The organism is Arcobacter rhizosphaerae, from assembly GCF_049472155.1.
Taxonomy (GTDB): domain Bacteria; phylum Campylobacterota; class Campylobacteria; order Campylobacterales; family Arcobacteraceae; genus Arcobacter_B.
Genome location: NZ_JBMOVW010000005.1, coordinates 234,135 through 254,305, shown reverse-complemented (window position 1 = coordinate 254,305; position 20,171 = coordinate 234,135). Strand labels below are relative to the sequence as shown.

The following is a 20,171-nucleotide window of genomic DNA, read 5'->3' as shown; positions in this document are numbered from 1 at the left end:
AGTTTTACAATGTTGAAGATGGAAAGTCTGTAAAAGGATATACCAAACTAGCAAGAATAGCCTACTTAATAATTAGTGATGAAGAAAATGATAAACTAAATAAAGATGAAACTAATAAAGAAAAAATCTTAAAAAATATAAAAGATAAATATACTCCATACTTAGTAAAAGCTATAAAACAAGAAAGTAAAATAAATGATAGAGATATTACCTTTGATGAATTACAAGTATCACAAGAAATAAATATAAATAAAAAAATAGTAAAACTAGATAGAGCCTTACTTTATAATGCTAAATCTTGTGGAGTAATTCTGCAAATTAAAAATTATAACCATGCTTATAATGAAAAATTAGAAGAAAAAGATAAGATAAAAGATGAAGAAAAAAGTACTTCTGTTTTAAGCTTTGATAGAAACAAATGTCAAGATACACTAAATAGTGAACAAAGAAAAGAGCCACAAGCCCATAGTATAATATCACTAGCTTATGTATATCATATAAAAAAAGATTCAAAAAATGATGAATTAGAACTAGTCTTATATGAAGATTTACCTACAGTATCCTTTATGCCAGAACAAATAGTAGAGTATGGAGTATTTTTTGATGGTACAAACAATAATATACACAATATAGACTTTTATAAAAACTTTACTGAGTTTTTAAAAGAACCTGCTGAGTATATTAAAGAAAATAGAGGTAAAGAATTTAGGCCAAAACCTATAGATCAACATTCAAAAATCCAAGATTATATAGTATCAGAACCAAATCCAAAACTAAATGATGATGTACTTAAAATAATAATAAACCAAATAAATAATATAAAAGAAGAAACAAATAATACAAAAAAAGAAATAATATATTTTGATAAAGAATCTAATCTAAGCTTAGAAGAGAAAGAAATCCTAGATAGTTCTAAAGCTAAGCATTCTTCAAAAGTATTTGAGTATCTTCTTGATGTTAAAAATGGTAAAAAAAATATAAAAAAAGAAGATAGAGAAAAGTTTGTAAGAGAAGAAATCTTAGTAGATAAAGATGAAGATAGCAGTTACACAAATGGTGAAACAAATATAAGTAGGTTATACAATATTTACAATGGCAATGATATAAAAAGAAATAAAAAAGCTTTAGTTCCTACTAGATTTAAACTTTATGAAAGTGGAGCTGGAACAAGTAATCCTTTTATAAATGAAGATTATGGAAAAGATGGAATTTTTGGTTTAGGACTTGATTTTGGTTATACAGGTGTTAAAGCTCATATCATCTATAGTTGTTTAAAAATAGCAGAACAATTAAGAGCTTCTGATATAAATCATATTGATGAGTTAGTTTTAGATGTTTTTGGATTTAGTAGAGGTGCTTCTGCTGCTAGACATTTTGTAAATAGTATATTAAAAGATTGTGAATTAGTAGAAAATGGAAATAAGAAATATAGTGTTAAAACAAAAAAAGATAAAAATATCTTTTCTTCTTTTTTTAAAAATGGTTATGTAATATATAATGGAAATAAAATATTTAATCCCTTTAATACTAAAAATAAAACTTATAACCAGGGAAGAGATATAATTGCTAATCCATACTATGGACAAAAAGAGATTAAAATAGACTCTTTATCTTTTAGGTTTATAGGTATCTATGATACTGTAACTCATCATGGTGTCATACAATCAAATGATTTTAAAGATTTAAATATTGATTTTTTTGAGAATAAGGAAAAAATAGGACAAGTAGTTCATCTTATGGCTGATGATGAGTATAGATATAACTTTGATACTTCTTCTATTTTTACAGATATAAATAAAGAGTTTTATAAAACTAAAGAAGAAAGCCCAAGTAAAGGAAAGAAGTTTGAAGAGTATTATATTCCTGGAGCTCATGCAGATGTTGGTGGTGGATATAATATAGAAGATGAATTAATTCTTTTAACACAAAGAAGAGTTAGTGGTTTTGATATTTCATTTATAAAAGCTAAACTTGAGGCTTGGAATAGAAAATATAATTGGTTAGAGAAAACAACTATTAATCAAGTAAATTCAAAAAAAGATATTTTAAATAATGAAGATGGATTTTATTATTATATAAAACAAGAATACAGAACAAACTATAGTGTTAATACTTTATTTGTTTATATGTATAAGAAACAAGTTTCAAATAAATATGAACACATAGCTTTAAGACTTATGCATGATAGAGCTTTATATAAAGATATTTCTAGATCATTAGACAATGAGAATTTAAAAGATGATTTTGAAAGGGTTCCTTTAGGAAGATTAGATAATTATTGTTTTTATAGGGATGATACATTAGATAAGGTTTATGATATTTTAAAAGAAAGAAAAGAGTTAAAAACTGAAAACCAAGATTTATATAGAAAGTTAAAACATACTTATCTACATCATTCATCTAAATTAAGTTTTGTAAATAAGCCTTCTTATGAAGATAAAGAAACTAATGATTTTTATGGGAAAAGGGTTATTTATTCTGCTAGTGGTGTTAAGTTTACTAGGGGTTGAGTTTTTTTATACAACTATTATTATAAGTTTTATAGGCTTATTTTAATAGATAAATAAATAGAAGAAATACCTTCTATTTATCTAATTCAACTACATTTAAATAGTCTTTAAAATTATCTTGACCTAAATTATTAGCTTTATAAGAAGCTATTAAATCAGAAATAAAATCAACTACTTTTGTAGCTTCTACTTTTACACCTGCCTTATGAGCTATTCTACTTCCTTTTTCACCTTGTAAGTGACCACCAAGAAGTACATCATAACCTTCTACTCTATTTCCATCATCATCTCTAACTTTAGTACCAACAAGCCCAATATCAGAAATTTGAGGTTGAGAACATCCATTTCCACATCCTGAAATAGCAATCATAACTGGCTCTTTAAAATCAGGATTTTTTTCTTCAAGTTCAACTACAACTTTTTTTGCATACTCTTTTGTTTCTGTAATACCAAATTTACAGAACTCTCTTCCTGTACATGATTGAAGTCTTGCTCTAAATACTGATGGTTCATAAGGATAACCAAGTGCATCAAATTCATCAGCTAATGCTTTTGCTACTTCATCTTTTACACCATATACAATAAAGTTTTGAGTAGAAGTTAAAGCAATTCCACCTGCATTATATTTTTTACAAATGTCACTCATCACTTGAAAATCAACACCAGCAACTCTTCCTGAATTAGTAGCAAAACCTATAAAAGATTCACCCTCTTGTTTAGCTTTATGAATTCCAAATTGATGTCTATTTTCTATTGGAGTTATTTTTGGTTCAACTAAACCTTCTTGTAAAGAATATCCAAGTTTTGATTCAATTTCAGCAACAAATTTTTCTAAGCCCCACTCATTTACAAGATGTCTAACTCTAGCTTTATTTCTATTATGTCTATTTCCATTATCTCTAAAAATTTCAGCACATACAACTGCTACATCTTTTACTTGTTCTGGTTTTACATATCTATTTGCTCTATATGCAATTTGTTTTGATTTTGAAAGTCCACCAGCAAGTGTTAAGTCAAATAATACTTCACCCTTTTCATCTTTAAATGCAGTAAATGCAACATCTTGTATTTCATGAGCAGCTGCATGAGTAGAACAACCAGAAACTCCTATTTTATACTTTCTTGGGAAATTACAGAATCTATCTTCATTTTCATCAAAATAAGTATCAACTTCTTTAGCAATAATACTTGCATCTATAATTTCATCAGGGTCAATTCCACCAAGAGGTGAAGTCATAATAGGTCTTGGGCCATCACCTGATGCCATTCTTGAAGTTAAACCAACAGAGTCTAATAGTTTGAAAATTGCTGGAATATCTTTGATTTCTATAAAATGAAACTGTACATTTTGTCTATCAGTAAAATCAACTAAACCTTGTGCATAATCTTGACCAATTTTTGCCATTACTTCTAATTGCTCTGTAGTCATTTTTGCATCTGTTAATTTGATTCTTTTCATAAAATATGCTTTATCTTCTGTACCCTCTGCATTTATATGTGGATACATTCCATACCATTTTAAAAGTCCTATATATTCATCTTTTAAGGGTATTCCTTCTTGTGCTTCTTTATACATATCTTCAACAACTTTTAAAGGGTTTCTTGAAGCCTTTAACTGCTCTAAAGCTGATAACTCTTTTTCTGCCATAATACTCTCCTGATTAGTTAAATTTTAACTTAATATATCAAATTTTAATATCATTATAGCTACTTTTTCTAAAAATGTCATTAAAATTAATCTTGATTAATTTAGTATATTATTTATCAAAACCCATTTTTATAGTATTTATAGATTTTATTTATACTTGATTAATATTATTAAGTATAACAATTTTTAAGATATTTTCATAATATTTTATAAAAAAATAGTTTTGTAGATTTAGCTTTTTATAAAAAGAAAGCTCTATAAATAGGTCTTTTTGAGTCTTAAAATCACTTTAAGTTTATTTTTAGCTTTTTATATTGATTTATAGTTTATAATTTCATTAAATAGACTTCTTATTTTATATTAATATGGAGATTAAATTGTCAATTTTATTTTTAGATAAATATATTGATGGTTACAAGATAGAAGATCCTATCATTGAAACTATATATGAAATAGTTTTTAATATAAAAAGAAAAAACTATGATAATGCATATAAACTTATGCAAGAACACCAATTATCTTTTGAAAACATAGTATCACGAACACAAAAATTAAAACTACAAGACCTTACAGAATTTGCAGACTATGTTATAAAATATCTTAAATAAAGAAAAAAAATGAAAATTGAAAAAACATTATCTAATATTTTAGATATAAATAGTATTCAAATAAGTAATAATGTATTTTGTTCAAAGTTTTTATTTGATTTAAATATTGAAACTAAACTAATTCCAAATACATATTATGACTATCCTTTTTTAATTATTGATAACTTTTTAACAAAAGAAGAGTGTTCCTTAATTAATAAAGATTTAAAAGATAGTTCTGATTATGAAAAGGCTAAATTAAAGACTTTAGAAAATTACCCCGATAGTCAATTAGATGAAGAAATTAGAAAAACAAATATCTATAAAATCAAAAAGAGTTATTTGAATATCTATAATCAAAGATTTAAAGAAAATCAAGCTAAAATTGAAAACTATTTTAACTTGTGTTTAACAATGGCATCTAAAGTTCAAGCTTTAGAGTATTTACAAGGCTCTTTTTATAGCATACATAGTGATGATTCAAGTATGATTTTCAATGAAGATCAACTTATAGGATTTAAAGCCGTTGCAAAAAATAGAAAACTTTCAACTGTTCTTTTTACCACAACTTATGATAAAAAGATAAAAAATGATGAAAGCTTTAATGGTGGAGAGTTACTATTTAACTTTCTATATGATAAAAAGGGTAAAAATATAAGTATAAAACCAAAAGCTGGTCAAATGCTTATATTTCCAAGTAATCCTATATTTTGTCATGAAGTAAAAAAAGTAAATGATGGAAGAAGAATATCTTTAGTTCAATGGCATGATGCAATTTTAAATTAAAGGAATAGTAATGAGTATTAATCCAAATATAAATAAACAAGTTAAAAGCATTATTGAACAAATTGTATTTTTAATCACTTCAAAAGAAGATTATGAAAATGCCGCAAAAATAATGATAGAAAACAATTTAGAATTAAGTACTTTAGTAAATCACACATATAAATTAAAAGAAAAAGATATAGCGATTCTTGCAGATAAAATTATCATGAGTAAGTAGAAACTACTTACTCTCTTAACTCACTAAGTCTTTTTAATAGATATTCAAGTTCAGCTCTTTTTTCTATTTTTTCATGAACTTTTTCTTCAATAAAATCAACTACATTTTTATGAAGCTTTAATTTAGAAAGTTTATTGATATTTGTTATTCCTCCTGGATTTAAAACATTAACTTCTAAGATTTTATCTCCAATCATATCAAGTCCGGCAAAGAAGATACCATCAGAAGCCAGTTTTTTTCCTACTTTTGCACAAATCTTTTTCTGTGATTCAGTTAAAATATATTTATGAGCAGTTCCACCTGTTTGGATATTTGCTCTATGTTCTCCATCAGCAGGTTTTCTATGATAAGCACCAATAGCTTTACCATCAAGCATAATAACTCTCACATCACCATTTTCAGCTCCATGAATATACTCTTGTAAAATAACATAGTTTTCACCTGAATCATCAATATAAAAATCAAGTAAAGAGTTAATATTTGACGTTGCATTTTTTTCTAATACAATTACACCTCTTCCTCCTGAACCATCAAGAGGTTTTAAAATCATCTTTTCTTCTTCTGATTCTTCAATAATTTTCTTTATATATTTTTTACTCCCTGAAACATGAGTTTTAGGAAGATATGTATTTGATGGATCATGAAATGTTGTTGTATAAAGTTTATTGTTTGCTTTTCTAATACCATCTATATCATTTATTATTAATGTTTCATTTTTTACTGAATCTAAAAAATTAAAAACCAAAGGCGAGATTGGAGGATCTTTCCTAATCATAATACAGTCAAAAGCATGAAGAGCTGTTAGTTTTATATCATAAGTAACTTTTTTATAAAAAGCAGTTGCTGATTCTGGAAGTTTTCCCTCAATTTTTAGATTCTTAGCAAAACCATGAACAATATTATTTCTTACAGTTAAATCATAAGTATATAAAACAGAAACCTTATGACCTCTTTGCATACACTCTTTTATAACTGCAAGAGTTGAACTTTTTAAAGGCTCTATATTAGCCCAATTTTCAATAATAAATGCAATATGCACTTGAATATCCTTATTTTAAATTAAAAAGATATTATACAATAAATAAAAAAATTTAGACATATTTTTTTGTATAAATGAGTTATAAAACCCATTTATACTTTTATTTAGTAGCTTAAAGTAGAGTAATTTGAATCAAGTAATGAAGCTGCAACCTTTGGTGGTTTTGCAACTGTAATTCCATCTAATAATACATCTTCTTTTAAATTTGCATTTGGTAAATATAAAGGGCAAACTTGAACTTGTGCTCCTTTTTTCATAATAGCTTTTAACATCATTTTTGGTGACTTATCCATAGGCTTTAAAACAACACTTTTTTTACCCTTTACAGCTAAATCTCCAGCACTTGAACAAAGAGTCATTTTTACTTCTTTGCCTTGTTTTAATATCATCATAGATAAAACCATAGCCATTTGCTGTGTTTGTGCATCTTTTGATGTTAAAATAACGTTTAATCCTTTAGTATCATTTGCAAATAAATTTGCACCTATTAAAAATATCCCTGCTAAAAAAGCAACTAATAATTTCTTCATATATACTCCTTAAAAATTTGTGATTTAATTATATAATTTAAAGCTTATATTATAATTAAAATTAATTTAATATATATAAGTAAAATTTATAATAATTAAATTTAAAAGACCCCATATATTTTAAAATAAACAAATAAAAATACTTTTTTGACTATAATACAAAAAAATTAGCAACTAAGAGTATAAATGGAACTAACACAACAACAACTAGAAGAGTTTAATGAAAATGGTTTTTTAATCATTGAAAACTTTGTAGATGAAAAACTTTGTGATGAGATTTTAGAAAAAGCAAAAGAACACTTGAACAAAAAGCAAGCACCTATTGAAACAGAACAAGAGTATATGCAACTAAGTGATGAAAATATTACGGTTAGAAGACTAAGACAAGTTTATGATAGAGAAGATATTTTTAAAGAGTGGATGACAAATAAAGATATAAGACCTATTTTAAAACAAGTACTAAATGATACTCCTGTTTTAACACTAGCTCATCATAACTCAATCATGACAAAACTTCCACACGAAAGTACAAGAACTTACTGGCATCAAGATAGAAGATACTGGCATTTTGAAAGTGACAATCTAGTGTCTGTGTGGTTAAGTTTAGGGGATGAGTTTATAGAAAATGGTTTATTAGAGTTTATTCCCAGAAGTCATAAAATCAACTTCTGTAAAGAGTGTTTTGATGAAGACTCAAACTTTTTAGATGACCATGAAGAAAACAAAAAAATCATTGCTAAAAAAACCCACAAAAATCTAAAAAAAGGAGATGTAGTACTTTTTCACTGTAAAACACTTCACCATGCAAGTAAAAATAAAACAGATGAAGCAAAAATCTCTTTTGTATATACAGTAAGAGCTCAAAGTAACAAACCTTTAAAAGATACAAGAAGTGATTTTAAGGAAGTTATACTTGACTAGTAAAATCACAACATTAATTGCCCAAAAAACAAACCTTAGTTCAAAATCAATCACAAATATAATCAACCTTCTTGAAGAAGGTTGTACTATTCCATTTATTGCAAGATATAGAAAAGATTTTACAGGTGGAGCTACAGATGAGGAGCTTAGAGTTTTTGAAGAAGTTTTTCAATACTCACAAAAGCTTTTATCAAGAAAAGAAGAGATAATAAACCTTTTAAAAGAGAAAAACTTTTTAAATGAAAAGGTTCAAAAACAACTAGAAGAAGCTACAACACTTCAAGCTTTAGAAGATATATACACTCCATTTAAAGATAAAAAATCATCAAGAACAAGCACTGCAATAGAAAATGGATTAGAACCCTTAGCAAATATAATCCAGTGTTTAAAATATACAAATGACGAAATAAATCAAAAAGCAAAACAGTTTTTAAATAAAAATATAAAATCAACTGATGATGCAATACAAGGTGCAAAAGACATAATAGCTCAAAGATATGCAGATGATTTTAAATCAAAAGAGATTATTAGAAATATCATTTTAAACTGGGGAAGCTTAGAAATAAAAGAAGCAAAAGAGTTTGATAAAAATGGTGTTTATTCAAGTTTTGCAGGTCAAAATGAAAAAATAAAATATATCAAAGCCCATAGAACTCTTGCTATTTTAAGAGCTGTAAATGAAAAGCAACTTAGTATAAAAGTTGATATTGATGAAAAACATATATTAGAAAATATCAAAAAATACAAAATTCCATCATGGGCAAACAGTTCAAAAGATATAGTTTTTGAAGCCTACAAAGATGGTCTTAAAAGACTTCTTCTTCCAAGTCTAAAAAGAGAAGCAATAGCAAATCTGAAAGAAAAAGCAAACAAAGAAGCAATAGAGCTTTTTGGAAAAAATCTAAAAGAGTTACTTCAAACAGCACCACTTATAAATCAAGTGATTTTAGGAATAGATCCTGGATATAAAACAGGATGTAAACTAGCAGTAATAGATGAAAATGGACAATATTTAGACTCCAATGTAATCTATCCCACAAAACCAAAAGAGGATATAACAAACTCTTCAAAAGTAGTATGTCAGCTAATAAAAAAACATAATATCACAGTAATAGCCATAGGAAATGGAACAGCTTCAAGAGAAACTGCCTCTTTTATAGCAAATCTAATAAAAGAAAAAAGCTTAGATATAAACTATGCCATAGTTAGTGAAATAGGTGCTAGTGTATACTCAGCTTCAAAAATAGCAATACAAGAGTATCCAAACCTAGATGTGACAATAAGAGGTGCTATTTCTATTGCACAAAGATTAAGAGACCCAATGGCTGCACTTGTAAAAATCGACCCTAAATCACTAGGTATTGGTCAATACCAACATGATGTAAATCAAAAAGAGTTAAGCCAAAAACTTGAAAATACAACAGTTGACTTAGTAAATAAAGTAGGAGTTGATTTAAACTCAGCTTCATATAAACTATTATCTTTTATCTCAGGGATTAGTGAAAAACTTGCAATAAACATAGTAGAACATAGAGAAAAAATCAAAAAGTTTACGAGTAAAAAAGAGCTTTTAAAAGTAAAAGGTATAGGTGAAAAAGCATATATCCAAGCAGTAGGATTTCTAAGAATAAAAGATGGAAGATCAATCTTAGATAATACAGCAATTCACCCAGAAGATTATGAGCTAACTAAAAAACTACAAACATCTTATGATATAAATAGTATCGTTGATTCACAAATAGAGCAAATATCAAAAGAACTAAAAACAACACCACTAAAACTAAAAGACATAATCCAAGAACTTAAAAAACCAGGTTTTGACATAAGAGAAAGCTTCAATCAAGTACAGTTTGCAAGCGATCTAACTTCAATAGAAGAGTTAAAAGAAGGCTTTATCCTAAGTGGAATAGTAAGAAACATTACAGATTTTGGAGCTTTTGTAGATATAGGACTAAAAAACGATGCCCTACTTCATATCTCACAAATAAGCAATAAAAGAATAAATCACCCAAGCGAAGTTCTAAGTATAAATCAAAACTTAGACAAAGTAAAAGTTATAAGTGTTGATTTAGAGAAACAAAGAGTTGGATTGAGTTTGAAATAAAAGTGAGTATTAAAACTCACTTCTATTTTTTGTTTACTTTATAGTCTCATAGAATAGCAAAGACCTGATATTTTCCAATCATTATCTTGATATTTAACTTCAAAATTTACAGCATCACTAGGAGCTACTTTAAAAGGTGCTAACCAAACTGTAAGAGAATCTTTTGCATTTGTTTGCCATAAAGAAACTTGTGTTTTTGTCATAAAAATACCAATCATTGAAATTTTTTCAGTGTTATTATTTTTAGCTTTTGTAGTACAAGTCCAATCACCTAATGTTTTACTTCCACTATACATATCATTTCCTATAGCTAAAGGTTGAATATAATCTTTTGAATCTTTTGGAATAACTATATGCGTACTTTCTTTAGAACAAATTATTTTACTTAATTTATTAATTAGTTTTTTAGGTTCATTTATTTCTTTTTTTAAAAGCTCTGATTCTAATTCATTGATTTGTTCATTTGACATTTCACAATGATTTGTTTTTAAAAAAATACCTTTTTTTGTACTATCAAGTGAGGATTTATGAGTTTTTGTTATCATAGATAAAATGTCTTTTTTTATTTCATCTACAGGGTTAGCAATAACTGCTGAAATACTAAATGATAAAATTATCATTACAGATAAAAATTTTTTCAAGATTTTCCTTTAATATAAATTCCTTAGAATTTTAGCAAGGGATACTTAAAAGAATTTTTAATTTATTAGTAATTTAAAGATATTGATTACAATTATTGAAATTTACAATTAAAAAATTATTTTTATAAACTAGAGAAAAAATTCTCTAGTTCTTAAATGCAATTGCATCTACTTCAACTAAAACATTTTTAGGTAAAGTTTTTACTGCTACAGTAGCTCTTGCTGGTGCATCTTCTGCTTTAAAATATTGTGCATATACTTCATTAAAAGCTACAAAATTATCCATATCTGATAAATAACAAGTTGTTTTTAAAACATTATCATAAGAAGAATTTGCTTCTTCTAATACAGCTTTTAAATTTTCCATTACTTGAATAGATTGTTCTTTTATTCCACCTTCAACTAATTCCATAGTTTCAGGAACTAATGCAATTTGTCCTGATGTAAAAACTAAATCACCAAAAGATGTTCCTTGATTGTATGGTCCTATTGCATCTGGTGCTTTATTTGTAGATATGATTTTCTTCATTATTATAATCCTTTATATTTTTAAAATATGATTATACTTTTATTTCTCTAAAGGAAAGAATAATTCAAAATCTCTTTTTATATGACAAAGTGTTTCTTGATTTGCTAACCTAAAACCTTTATACTCTAAGGCAGCTATTACTACTGCTTTTGAATAAGCTAAAACTGTTTCATCTTCAAGATATTCATTAATTTTTACCCATTTTGCATCTAATATTTCTTGAGTATCTTGTATATTTATTTCAAAAGATAGTGGTTTTGCTAGACAAAGTACATACAAGTTTGACTTATGAAACTGATGTGGATAGAAGTGACCTAGTGAGATTATAGACTCAAACTCTACATCTATTCCCGTTTCTTCTAAAACCTCTCTTACACAAGCAGTTGAAATCATCTCACCATTATCTATATGACCACCTGGAAGTTTAAAGCCTATAGTTGATATTTTTTCTTTTATTACTAAGAGTTCATTATTATCATTTATTACAACTGCTCCTACTCCTAAAGTATGATTAGCAGATGTTGGAACAATAGCATTTTCTTTTAGTCTTTTTACAACTAAAATATAATCCTCATCACAAGAGTGAAAGAAAAAACCTCTTTTAGTTGCAATAGGTATAAAATCTGATTTTTTTATATCTATATATATCCAAATTAAATTTCTTCTATTTATTGTTTCTTCTATTAAAAAGTCAAGATTTAATTCAAACTCTTCTTTAGATTTTGGCAAATCCTTTGAGTCTATTGTAATCCCATTGTATGGATCAAGAACAGTAGAAAAACAAGCTATTTTTTCAACACTAGAATTATTCATATTATCACCTCTTCAATGATAATATGATAACTAAAATGAAATTAAATCTATTAAAGAGTATGCTATTACAAGCATTAAAATACCAATAAGAATATCAAGTATTTTCCAAGTTATTGGTTTTTTAAAAAGTGGTATTAAAGCCCTTGCTCCAAAACCTAAAAGTGTAAACCAAAAAGCAGAAGCACTCACAGCACCAAGTAAAAAGTAAAGCTTCATACTATCTTCTACATTTGCACCTATTCCACCTATCAAAAGTACTGTATCAAGATAAGTATGAGGGTTTAAAAAAGTGAAAACTAAAAGCATAGTAATTACTTTTTTTAAAGGATTAGTTTTTACTTCATCATCTATTTTCATGCTTTCATTTTTTAAAGCAGATTTAAAAGATAAAAGAGCATAAACACTTAAAAAAACTATTCCAATTATAGCAATGCAGTTGATTAAAAGTTGGTTTCCTTTTATAAAAAACCCAAGTCCTAAAACTCCAGCTGATATAAGTAAAAAATCAGCTACAACACAGATTAATACAGCAACCCAAACATATTGTCTTAAAAGTCCAAGCTTCAAAACATAAGCATTTTGAGCTCCAATTGCTACTATTAAAGAAATAGTTACAATAAAACCTTTAAGATATATATCAAGCACCCCAGTAACCTTTTGCAAGATTTACTATACCACTTATTATAAACTGTACAGCAATAGCACCCACTATTAATCCCATAAGTTTTGTAATAATATTTTGTCCTGTAAGACCTAAATATTTTTTAATATATATTGAGTTTTTTAAAATTATATAAAACAATGCTGCATTTACTAAGAAAGCTAAAGTAATTGATACTAAATCTACAAAAGTATTAGCTTGATGTTTAAAAATAATAATAGTAGTAAAAAGACCTGTACCAAATGCAATTGGTATTCCAATAGGAATAATTGCTAATTCCTCATCATCTTTTTGCTCTTCTGTATTACCATTACTTTTAGGTTTTGATGGTCCATTTACCATAGAAATAGCCATAAGAATAAGAACTAATCCACCCATAACTTTTAATGAATTTTCATCAATTCCAAAAAGTTTTAAGATAGCTTCACCAGTTATTATCACTACAAAAAATGCAATTACGATTGTAAGTGTTGATTTATAAGCTACTTTAGAAACTTGTGTTTTAGTGATATTTGTACTCAATAAAGATAGTGCAATAGCACTTATCCCTATTGGATCCATAATCGCAAAAAACGTTATAGATTGTTGTAAGAAAGTTGAGACAAGTTCCAATTAACTCATCCCACCTTTTGCTTTCATTTTTTTCTCTAGTCTATGTCCTATATAACTCAGTGTTGATGTTATACATAAATAAAGAACTGCAACAACTATCCATGTTTCAAAGGGAGAAAAAGTATTAGCAACAATCTCTTTTCCTACTTTTGTTAAATCTGTAATAGAAATAACAGAAACTAAAGATGAGTCTTTAATAAGTGCTATCATCTCACCAACAAGTGTTGGTAATGCTCTTTTGAAAGCTTGAGGTAAAATAATATATCTCATAGCTTGATATTTCGAAATACCTAGTGAATTTGCAGCTTCTAACTGTCCTTTATCAATAGACTGTATTGCACCTCTTAAAATCTCAGCCATATAAGCACCAAAGAAGATACCCAGAGATAATACACCTGCAATAAATCTATCAAGTTCAAAAATATTCGCAACTATAAAATAGAATAAAAATATTTGAACAAGAAGAGGTGTTCCTCTAACTATAGTGATATATACGGATGCAATATCCCTTAAAAATACTAATGATGATAGTTTCATCATCGCAACAACTATACCTATTACAAACGTAAGTATTGCAGCAAAAAATGATATTTTTAGAGTTACCCAAAGTCCATTTAAAATAGGTCCTGCTTTTGTTTCAGTTTTTGAAGCAATATAATCATATTGATATACATCACTTCCCACTTCATAATCAAATAAAAAACTACTATCTAAATTTTTAAGTTCTACTTTATCATTACCTTTGATATAGTACTTTCCATTTTCTAATACTAGTTTTCCATCTATTGGTGCTTCAACACTTATTGTTTGTTCATAAACAAAATACTTTGGAACAGAGTTCCACTTCCATACATAATTCATATTAGCCGCAGCTAAATAGAAAAAATACCCAATTGCTAGATAAAATGCTAGGGCAATAAAATGCCCTAGATTTTTATTTTGTGTCCACGATTCTTTTCTTGCCATTTATTATTGAACTCTTTTTAACCAGTCAGTGTCTTTTAGCCACTTTTGGTTTAATTTATTATAGAAATCTACTACTTTATCTTCTTTTACTTGTCTTAAGAAATTGTTTAACCAGTTTAAGAAATCTGGATCACCTTTTCTAATAGCCCATCCTAATGGTTCATAAGTTAAAGGCGTATCAAGGTGTACTAATTTCCCTTTACCTTTATCACTCATAAATAAAATATTATAAGGCTGGTCATAAACAATTGCATCAGCTTTACCATTTAAAACTTCACTAGCAGCGTCTGCTTCTGTTTCAAATGTAATAATCTTTGCATTTTTAAAGAATTTTCTAGTCGCAACTTCACCTGTTACTCCAAGTTTTGTAACTACTGTATATTCTGGTTTATCTAAATCTTTTGCAGATTTTATTTTTCCTTGTAACTCTTTTTTCATCATAACAGTTTGACCTACAACCACATAAGGGTTAGCAAAGTTAACTTTTAAGTTTCTTTGTTGAGTAATAGTCATACCTGACATAATAATATCACATTTTCCAGTTACAAGAGCTGCAATAATCCCATCCCATGCAGTAGCTTTAAGACTTAGTTTAACACCCATCTCTTTAGCCATTCTCTTAGCCATATCCACATCATAACCTATGATTCTTCCTCTTTTGTCTTTCATCTCAAAAGGCATATATCCAGGCTCTAAACAAACTTGTAATTCCCCTCTTTGTAAAATCTGATTCAATGTAGATTTTTTCCATAGGTTAATATCATCTGCAAGTGAATTAACACTAGCAAAGACACTTATTACAAAGAATGCAACAAACAGTTTTTTTATACTTTTCATCTTATCTCTCTCCTTAATTTAAGATTGACTTACTGCACTCTTTTAAGCCATTTTGTATCTACAAACCATTTTTGATATAGTCTGTCATGTAGATTGATTACCTTATCTTCTTTTATTTGTCTTAAAAAATTATTTAACCAATTTAAAAAATCAGGATCACCTTTTCTAATAGCAAAAGCTAAAGGTTCAAAAGTTAAAGGTTTATCCAGATGAATTAAAGAGTCTTTACCTTTTCCATCCATAAATACAGTATTATATGGTTGGTCATTTACAAAAGCTGCTGCTCTTCCACTTAATACTTCTGATACAGCTTCACTTTCTGTTTCAAAAGTAACAACTTTTGCATTTTTAAAAAACTTTCTAGCTGCAATTTCTCCTGTTTGACCTAAAACAGCTGTGATTGTATATTTTGAATTATCTAAATCTTTAGATGTTTTTATTTCATTTTTATAGTTTTTATTTAATAAAACTGTTTGTCCAACTACAATATATGGATCAGAGAAGTTTATTTTTAAATTTCTTTGCTGAGTAATAGTCATACCTGAAATAATAATGTCATATTTATTTGTAAGTAAACCTGCAATAATCCCATCAAATGCTGTCTCTTCTATTTTAAGTTTTACTCCCATTGCTTTTGCCATTGCTTTTGCAATATCAACATCATAACCTATAATTCTTCCTCTTTTATCTTTCATCTCAAAAGGCATATATCCAGGTTCTAAAGCTACAGTTAATTCACCTTTTTGAATTATCTTGTTTAATGTTGATTTTTTCCAAAGGTTAATATCATCCGCAAATACGCTTGTTGATACAACTAATAAAAATAAAGCTACAATCTTTTTTATCATTCTATTTTTTCCTATAATTTGGTATTTTTTAATTTGAATTAGTGAACTAAAATTTCATTTAAGAATTTTTTGGCTCTTGGAGATTCTGGATTATTAAAAAACTCACTTGGAGTATTTTCTTCAACAATAATTCCTTCATCCATAAACACAATTCTATCGCCAACTTCTTTTGCAAATCCCATTTCATGAGTAACACAAACAAGTGTAAAGTTTTCTTTTGCTAAATCTTTCATAACAGATAAAACATCACCAATTGTTTCAGGGTCTAAAGCTGATGTTGGTTCATCAAATAGTATTACTTTTGGTTTCATTGCTAAACTTCTAGCAATTGCTACTCTTTGTTTTTGACCACCTGATAAATCAGCAGGATAAGAGTTTGCTTTATGATCAAGTTTTACTTTTTCAAGTAAACCCATAGCTATTTTTGAAGCTTCGGCATTTGACATATTTTTAACCAAAGTAGGTGCAATAGTAATATTTTCTAAAATAGTTAAATGTGGAAATAAATTGAAGTGTTGAAATACCATTCCTACTTCACTTCTAATCTCTTTTAGATTTTTTTTACTAGCATGAATATCGATTTCATCAACAATAATTTCACCTGAATCTATTTCTTCAAGGCCATTTATACATCTAATTAATGTTGATTTTCCAGATCCCGAAGGACCACAAACTACAACTATTTCACCTTGCTTTACACTAAAGTTTATATTTTTTAAAACATGGAAATCGTCATAGTATTTATCGATATTTGTCATTGAAATTATATTATCACTCATATACTCTCTCTTTTTTAATTGAAGCTTAAATATTACTGAAAATAGTTTTAAAGTTACATTAACTGTTTATTATATGTATATTTTATACCATTTATATAAATAAATTGTATATAAAATGATATAATTCCGTTTTTATTTTGTAGGAGAGTTTATGACTAAATCAAAACTTTATGAATATAGAGCAGATTTATTACTTTTAACAGTTGCTATAGTTTGGGGAATAAGTTTTCTTATGGTTCAAGAAGCTATAAATACTACACCTGTTTATGCATTTTTATTTTATAGATTTGCCCTTGCAGCTTTTTTAATGTTTATAATTGCTTATAAATTTTTAAAACAAACAAATATGCAAACAATTATTTTTGGTATTACATTGGGTATAATTCTTTTTTCAGCTTTTGCTACTCAAACTTTTGGACTTATATTTACAAAAACATCAATTGTAGCTTTTATCACAGGACTTAACGTAGTTTGTGTTCCTTTTTTAGCTTATTTTATATTCAAAGACCATGTAAGGAAAAATGTATTTATAGCTTCTTTAATAGCTGTAATAGGACTATATTTTCTCTCTATGAGTGGAACTTTAAGTTTAGGAAATGGAGAATTTTTAGCTTTAATTTGTGCTGTATTATTTGCATTACATATTATCTTTACAGGAAAATTTTCTGTGAAAGTAAATGTATTTATTTTAGTATTGGTACAATTTACAACAGTTGCAATTCTTTCACTTTTATTTTCACTTTATTTAGATGATAAAACATTTGATTTACCTTATGATTATAATTTTTTTAAAGCAGTAATAGTAACAGCTGTATTTGCTACTGTTTATGCTTTTTTAATTCAAACATATATGCAACAATTCACAACTGCTACTAAAACAGCTGTTATTTTTACTATGGAACCTGTAAGTGCTGCTATTTATGGTTATTTTGTAGGAGGAGAGATACTAAGTCAAATTCAAATTTTTGGAGCAGTGTTAATTATCGTAGCAACTTTAGTTGCAGAGTTACGATTTGAAAAAATAAACAAATAATATTTATGCTCTTTTAATGCGATACTACTTTGCTACTATTCTTAAATAAAAAAATTAAGGAGTAGCAAGTGAGTAAATTTTTATATATTACTGACCAAGAAGAGTATCATGAACATAGTTTCATAGGCCCTTTATTTGAAAAATATTTAAATAAACATTTTGAGATTGATATTGTTTACTTTTCAAAATTTTCTCAAGAATTTGAAGTGAAAAATGACAATAAATTGATTCTTCCTGATAAATATAAAAAAAATCCTATAGAAGAGTTAGAAAAAAATGGTTATAAATTAGAACAATATGAAGTAGTAGCTGTAAGAAATGATACAGATATACTAAAAGATGCTCTAAAGTATAGAAAAACTGGCAATTTTAAATTAGCGTTTAGATTATCCTTCCCAAAAAGAATTGCTAAAATTCAAACTGATGAAGCAAATAAAAAAGTAAGTTTCCTAGATGTTATAAATAATAAAATCAAAACATTTACAGAAACAGCTTTAATAAACGAATGTGACATCTTCCTACCAACATCAATTCAAATGAAAAATGACTATTTCAAAGATGTAAAAACAAGAACCTTTGTAATTCCATCAGCAATTGATCCTGATGTTTTAAGAGAGAATATCCAACATGAAGGAATTGAGAAAAGATTTTTCTACGCTGGAACTCTTGATAAATTAAGAGAGTTTGAGACTATACTAGATGCCTTTAGTGAGTTAAATGATGGGACATATAAACTTATGATTTCTACAAAAGACCCAGAATATGCAAAAGATTTAGTTTCAAAGTATAAAAATATTGAAGATCATATTGAAATATACAATGCTAAAACAAAAGGTGAACTTTTAGAGTTAATCGCAAAAGCTGATATAGGAATAGGACTACTTCCTGATATTTCACTATTTAATTCATCAACACCTATGAAAGTACTTGATTACTATTCATCAGCAGTACCTTGTATCATGTCAAAAAATGAAAATAACAGCTCTATTTTTGAAGATGATAAAAGTGCTTGGTTTAGTAACTTTACTAAAAAAGATATAAAAGAAAAACTTGATTATATTTTAGGTTTAAATAAAGATGAAGTAGCACAAGTTGGAGTAAATGGTCAAAAAAGATTACTTGATGTAAGAAACTACGAAAGAATCGCAGCTGATTTTGCTCATCAATTAAATATTTTATAAGAAGAAAGAGATTAACTCTTACTTCTTATCTTCTTAATCTTAAAAATTAAATCTTATACCAAATGATACAGTATTTAATAAATCATGTCTTAAATCTGCACTATTTGAAGAACTAGTAGAAAGTTCTGCTTTATGTCCCATATATGCTATTGTATAATTTAAAACTAAATCTGTACTAGTTGACATAGGATATAATATACCTGCATTTGCTCCTACTATATAAGAGCTTGATTTTGTATCATTGTTAGCTGTATTTATTGGTGTTTTATTCCAATCAAGTTGTGAATATCCTAGTATCGCTCCAACATAAGGTGTGAAGTTTTTGTTTTCAAACTTATATTTTGACTGTAAATAGATGTTATTTAAATCTACATCATCACTTGAAATGAGTTGATAATTTACTGATAAATCTATATTTTTACTATACTCATATCCAAATTCTAAATTTATACTTTCAGAACTACTATCTTGTTCTTCTGCTAAAGTTACTGTTCCTGATGTATCTTTTTTATCATTATTTATATGAGTAAATCCATATTGGATTGAGGTGAACATATTTGCATTTAGGCTTGTAACTAAAAGTGTCGAAGCTACTGTACTTATTAAAATTTTTTTCATAAAATCATCCTATTTTCTTACGATATGAGCTTTACCAGTATTAGCAACTAAACAAACTTTTTTTTCACCATTTATATTATGATAAGTAGTTACTTGTGTTCCTGGTTCATCATTTACTATTTTATCTCCACTATAAAGAGTAATATAAGTATCAAAATCATTTGAGCTTGGACTTGCTACACAAGTTACATTTATATCTACTATTGCGTTTTTAAAGGATGAAGAGCTTCCTCCACCTCCTCCACAAGCAGTAAACCCTAAGGCTACTGCTATTAGTAAAACTATTGAATATATCTTTTTCATTTTTTATT

General features: G+C 27.1%; 22 protein-coding genes. 8 read left to right on the top strand and 14 right to left on the bottom strand.

Features of this window, described 5'->3' with window-relative positions; genetic code table 11:
- On the top strand, positions 1–2,510 hold a 2,510-nt coding region (locus ACH5BH_RS10170; RefSeq protein WP_423298265.1), incomplete at its 5' end, for a T6SS phospholipase effector Tle1-like catalytic domain-containing protein.
- A 73-nt stretch (positions 2,511–2,583) separates the two neighbouring features.
- On the opposite strand, the gene ACH5BH_RS10165 is transcribed toward ACH5BH_RS10170, so the two are convergent.
- On the bottom strand, positions 2,584–4,158 hold the full coding sequence (locus tag ACH5BH_RS10165; protein ID WP_423298264.1) for a nitrite/sulfite reductase: 1,575 nt from the start codon (positions 4,156–4,158) through the stop codon (positions 2,584–2,586).
- A gap of 377 nt (positions 4,159–4,535) precedes the next feature.
- Here ACH5BH_RS10165 and ACH5BH_RS10160 point away from each other — a divergent pair, with 377 nt between their 5' ends.
- From ACH5BH_RS10160 to ACH5BH_RS10150, 3 genes are read left to right on the top strand one after another with little or no spacing between them, the layout of a single operon-like run.
- Complete coding sequence (locus ACH5BH_RS10160; RefSeq protein WP_404306585.1) at positions 4,536–4,766, top strand: hypothetical protein; 231 nt, start codon at positions 4,536–4,538, stop codon at positions 4,764–4,766.
- A gap of 9 nt (positions 4,767–4,775) precedes the next feature.
- On the top strand, positions 4,776–5,531 hold the full coding sequence (locus tag ACH5BH_RS10155; RefSeq protein ID WP_423298263.1) for a 2OG-Fe(II) oxygenase: 756 nt from the start codon (positions 4,776–4,778) through the stop codon (positions 5,529–5,531).
- A 10-nt stretch (positions 5,532–5,541) separates the two neighbouring features.
- A complete protein-coding gene (locus tag ACH5BH_RS10150; protein WP_423298262.1) occupies positions 5,542–5,748 on the top strand; it encodes a hypothetical protein in 207 nt (68 codons plus the stop codon).
- Positions 5,749–5,755: 7 nt separating this feature from the next.
- On the opposite strand, the gene gshB is transcribed toward ACH5BH_RS10150, so the two are convergent.
- Together gshB and ACH5BH_RS10140 are read right to left on the bottom strand one after the other, a co-directional pair.
- Positions 5,756–6,787 carry a glutathione synthase gene (gene gshB / locus ACH5BH_RS10145; RefSeq protein WP_404306590.1) on the bottom strand — a complete coding sequence of 344 codons (1,032 nt, stop codon included), beginning with the start codon at positions 6,785–6,787 and terminating at the stop codon, positions 5,756–5,758.
- Between the two features lie 104 nt (positions 6,788–6,891).
- A complete protein-coding gene (locus ACH5BH_RS10140) occupies positions 6,892–7,317 on the bottom strand; it encodes a DsrE family protein (RefSeq protein ID WP_423298261.1) in 426 nt (141 codons plus the stop codon).
- A gap of 186 nt (positions 7,318–7,503) precedes the next feature.
- On the opposite strand from ACH5BH_RS10140, the gene ACH5BH_RS10135 reads away from it, so the two are divergent.
- A complete protein-coding gene (locus tag ACH5BH_RS10135; RefSeq protein WP_423298260.1) occupies positions 7,504–8,238 on the top strand; it encodes a phytanoyl-CoA dioxygenase family protein in 735 nt (244 codons plus the stop codon).
- The gene (locus ACH5BH_RS10130) at positions 8,231–10,342 is read left to right on the top strand and encodes a Tex-like N-terminal domain-containing protein (RefSeq protein ID WP_423298259.1); all 2,112 of its coding nucleotides are present in this window, start codon (positions 8,231–8,233) and stop codon (positions 10,340–10,342) included. Before ACH5BH_RS10135 ends, ACH5BH_RS10130 begins: the two co-directional genes overlap by 8 nt.
- Before the next feature lie 38 nt (positions 10,343–10,380).
- Here ACH5BH_RS10130 and ACH5BH_RS10125 read toward each other — a convergent pair whose 3' ends face one another.
- From ACH5BH_RS10125 to ACH5BH_RS10085, 9 genes are all read right to left on the bottom strand, one after another.
- Positions 10,381–10,983, bottom strand: coding sequence for a hypothetical protein (locus tag ACH5BH_RS10125; RefSeq protein WP_423298258.1), 603 nt, complete (start codon positions 10,981–10,983; stop codon positions 10,381–10,383).
- 145 nt (positions 10,984–11,128) lie between these two features.
- Entirely contained in the window at positions 11,129–11,512 is a 384-nt protein-coding gene (locus tag ACH5BH_RS10120) for a RidA family protein (RefSeq protein ID WP_404306600.1), read from the bottom strand.
- A 39-nt stretch (positions 11,513–11,551) separates the two neighbouring features.
- Entirely contained in the window at positions 11,552–12,325 is a 774-nt protein-coding gene (locus tag ACH5BH_RS10115; RefSeq protein WP_404306602.1) for an NUDIX hydrolase, read from the bottom strand.
- A gap of 30 nt (positions 12,326–12,355) precedes the next feature.
- Positions 12,356–12,970, bottom strand: a complete 615-nt coding sequence (locus ACH5BH_RS10110; RefSeq protein ID WP_423298257.1) for a LysE/ArgO family amino acid transporter — start codon at positions 12,968–12,970, stop codon at positions 12,356–12,358.
- Positions 12,963–13,598 carry a MarC family protein gene (locus ACH5BH_RS10105; protein WP_404306606.1) on the bottom strand — a complete coding sequence of 212 codons (636 nt, stop codon included), beginning with the start codon at positions 13,596–13,598 and terminating at the stop codon, positions 12,963–12,965. The genes ACH5BH_RS10110 and ACH5BH_RS10105 overlap by 8 nt, the downstream gene beginning before the upstream one ends.
- Positions 13,599–14,564, bottom strand: coding sequence for an amino acid ABC transporter permease (locus ACH5BH_RS10100; RefSeq protein ID WP_404306608.1), 966 nt, complete (start codon positions 14,562–14,564; stop codon positions 13,599–13,601).
- Positions 14,565–14,567: 3 nt separating this feature from the next.
- Positions 14,568–15,401, bottom strand: a complete 834-nt coding sequence (locus tag ACH5BH_RS10095; protein WP_404306610.1) for a transporter substrate-binding domain-containing protein — start codon at positions 15,399–15,401, stop codon at positions 14,568–14,570.
- A gap of 29 nt (positions 15,402–15,430) precedes the next feature.
- On the bottom strand, positions 15,431–16,249 hold the full coding sequence (locus tag ACH5BH_RS10090) for a transporter substrate-binding domain-containing protein (RefSeq protein WP_404306613.1): 819 nt from the start codon (positions 16,247–16,249) through the stop codon (positions 15,431–15,433).
- 38 nt (positions 16,250–16,287) lie between these two features.
- Entirely contained in the window at positions 16,288–17,016 is a 729-nt protein-coding gene (locus tag ACH5BH_RS10085) for an amino acid ABC transporter ATP-binding protein (protein ID WP_404306915.1), read from the bottom strand.
- Between the two features lie 163 nt (positions 17,017–17,179).
- Here ACH5BH_RS10085 and ACH5BH_RS10080 point away from each other — a divergent pair, with 163 nt between their 5' ends.
- Both ACH5BH_RS10080 and ACH5BH_RS10075 read left to right on the top strand, forming a co-directional pair.
- The gene (locus ACH5BH_RS10080) at positions 17,180–18,061 is read left to right on the top strand and encodes a DMT family transporter (protein WP_423298256.1); all 882 of its coding nucleotides are present in this window, start codon (positions 17,180–17,182) and stop codon (positions 18,059–18,061) included.
- A gap of 68 nt (positions 18,062–18,129) precedes the next feature.
- Complete coding sequence (locus ACH5BH_RS10075) at positions 18,130–19,242, top strand: glycosyltransferase (RefSeq protein WP_404306617.1); 1,113 nt, start codon at positions 18,130–18,132, stop codon at positions 19,240–19,242.
- Positions 19,243–19,281: 39 nt separating this feature from the next.
- Here ACH5BH_RS10075 and ACH5BH_RS10070 read toward each other — a convergent pair whose 3' ends face one another.
- Both ACH5BH_RS10070 and ACH5BH_RS10065 read right to left on the bottom strand, forming a co-directional pair.
- A complete protein-coding gene (locus ACH5BH_RS10070) occupies positions 19,282–19,860 on the bottom strand; it encodes an outer membrane protein (RefSeq protein WP_423298255.1) in 579 nt (192 codons plus the stop codon).
- A 9-nt stretch (positions 19,861–19,869) separates the two neighbouring features.
- The gene (locus tag ACH5BH_RS10065; RefSeq protein ID WP_423298254.1) at positions 19,870–20,163 is read right to left on the bottom strand and encodes a hypothetical protein; all 294 of its coding nucleotides are present in this window, start codon (positions 20,161–20,163) and stop codon (positions 19,870–19,872) included.
- Positions 20,164–20,171 lie beyond the last annotated feature (8 nt).

Coding starts and splice junctions, on each gene's coding strand:
- ACH5BH_RS10100 (WP_404306608.1), bottom strand. CDS start 14,564: ATGGCAAGAAAAGAATCGTGGACACAAAATAAAAATCTAGGGCATTTT.
- ACH5BH_RS10065 (WP_423298254.1), bottom strand. CDS start 20,163: ATGAAAAAGATATATTCAATAGTTTTACTAATAGCAGTAGCCTTAGGG.
- ACH5BH_RS10135 (WP_423298260.1), top strand. CDS start 7,504: ATGGAACTAACACAACAACAACTAGAAGAGTTTAATGAAAATGGTTTT.
- ACH5BH_RS10115 (WP_404306602.1), bottom strand. CDS start 12,325: ATGAATAATTCTAGTGTTGAAAAAATAGCTTGTTTTTCTACTGTTCTT.
- ACH5BH_RS10080 (WP_423298256.1), top strand. CDS start 17,180: ATGACTAAATCAAAACTTTATGAATATAGAGCAGATTTATTACTTTTA.
- ACH5BH_RS10095 (WP_404306610.1), bottom strand. CDS start 15,401: ATGAAAAGTATAAAAAAACTGTTTGTTGCATTCTTTGTAATAAGTGTC.
- ACH5BH_RS10165 (WP_423298264.1), bottom strand. CDS start 4,158: ATGGCAGAAAAAGAGTTATCAGCTTTAGAGCAGTTAAAGGCTTCAAGA.
- ACH5BH_RS10070 (WP_423298255.1), bottom strand. CDS start 19,860: ATGAAAAAAATTTTAATAAGTACAGTAGCTTCGACACTTTTAGTTACA.
- ACH5BH_RS10150 (WP_423298262.1), top strand. CDS start 5,542: ATGAGTATTAATCCAAATATAAATAAACAAGTTAAAAGCATTATTGAA.
- ACH5BH_RS10155 (WP_423298263.1), top strand. CDS start 4,776: ATGAAAATTGAAAAAACATTATCTAATATTTTAGATATAAATAGTATT.
- ACH5BH_RS10090 (WP_404306613.1), bottom strand. CDS start 16,249: ATGATAAAAAAGATTGTAGCTTTATTTTTATTAGTTGTATCAACAAGC.
- ACH5BH_RS10140 (WP_423298261.1), bottom strand. CDS start 7,317: ATGAAGAAATTATTAGTTGCTTTTTTAGCAGGGATATTTTTAATAGGT.
- ACH5BH_RS10120 (WP_404306600.1), bottom strand. CDS start 11,512: ATGAAGAAAATCATATCTACAAATAAAGCACCAGATGCAATAGGACCA.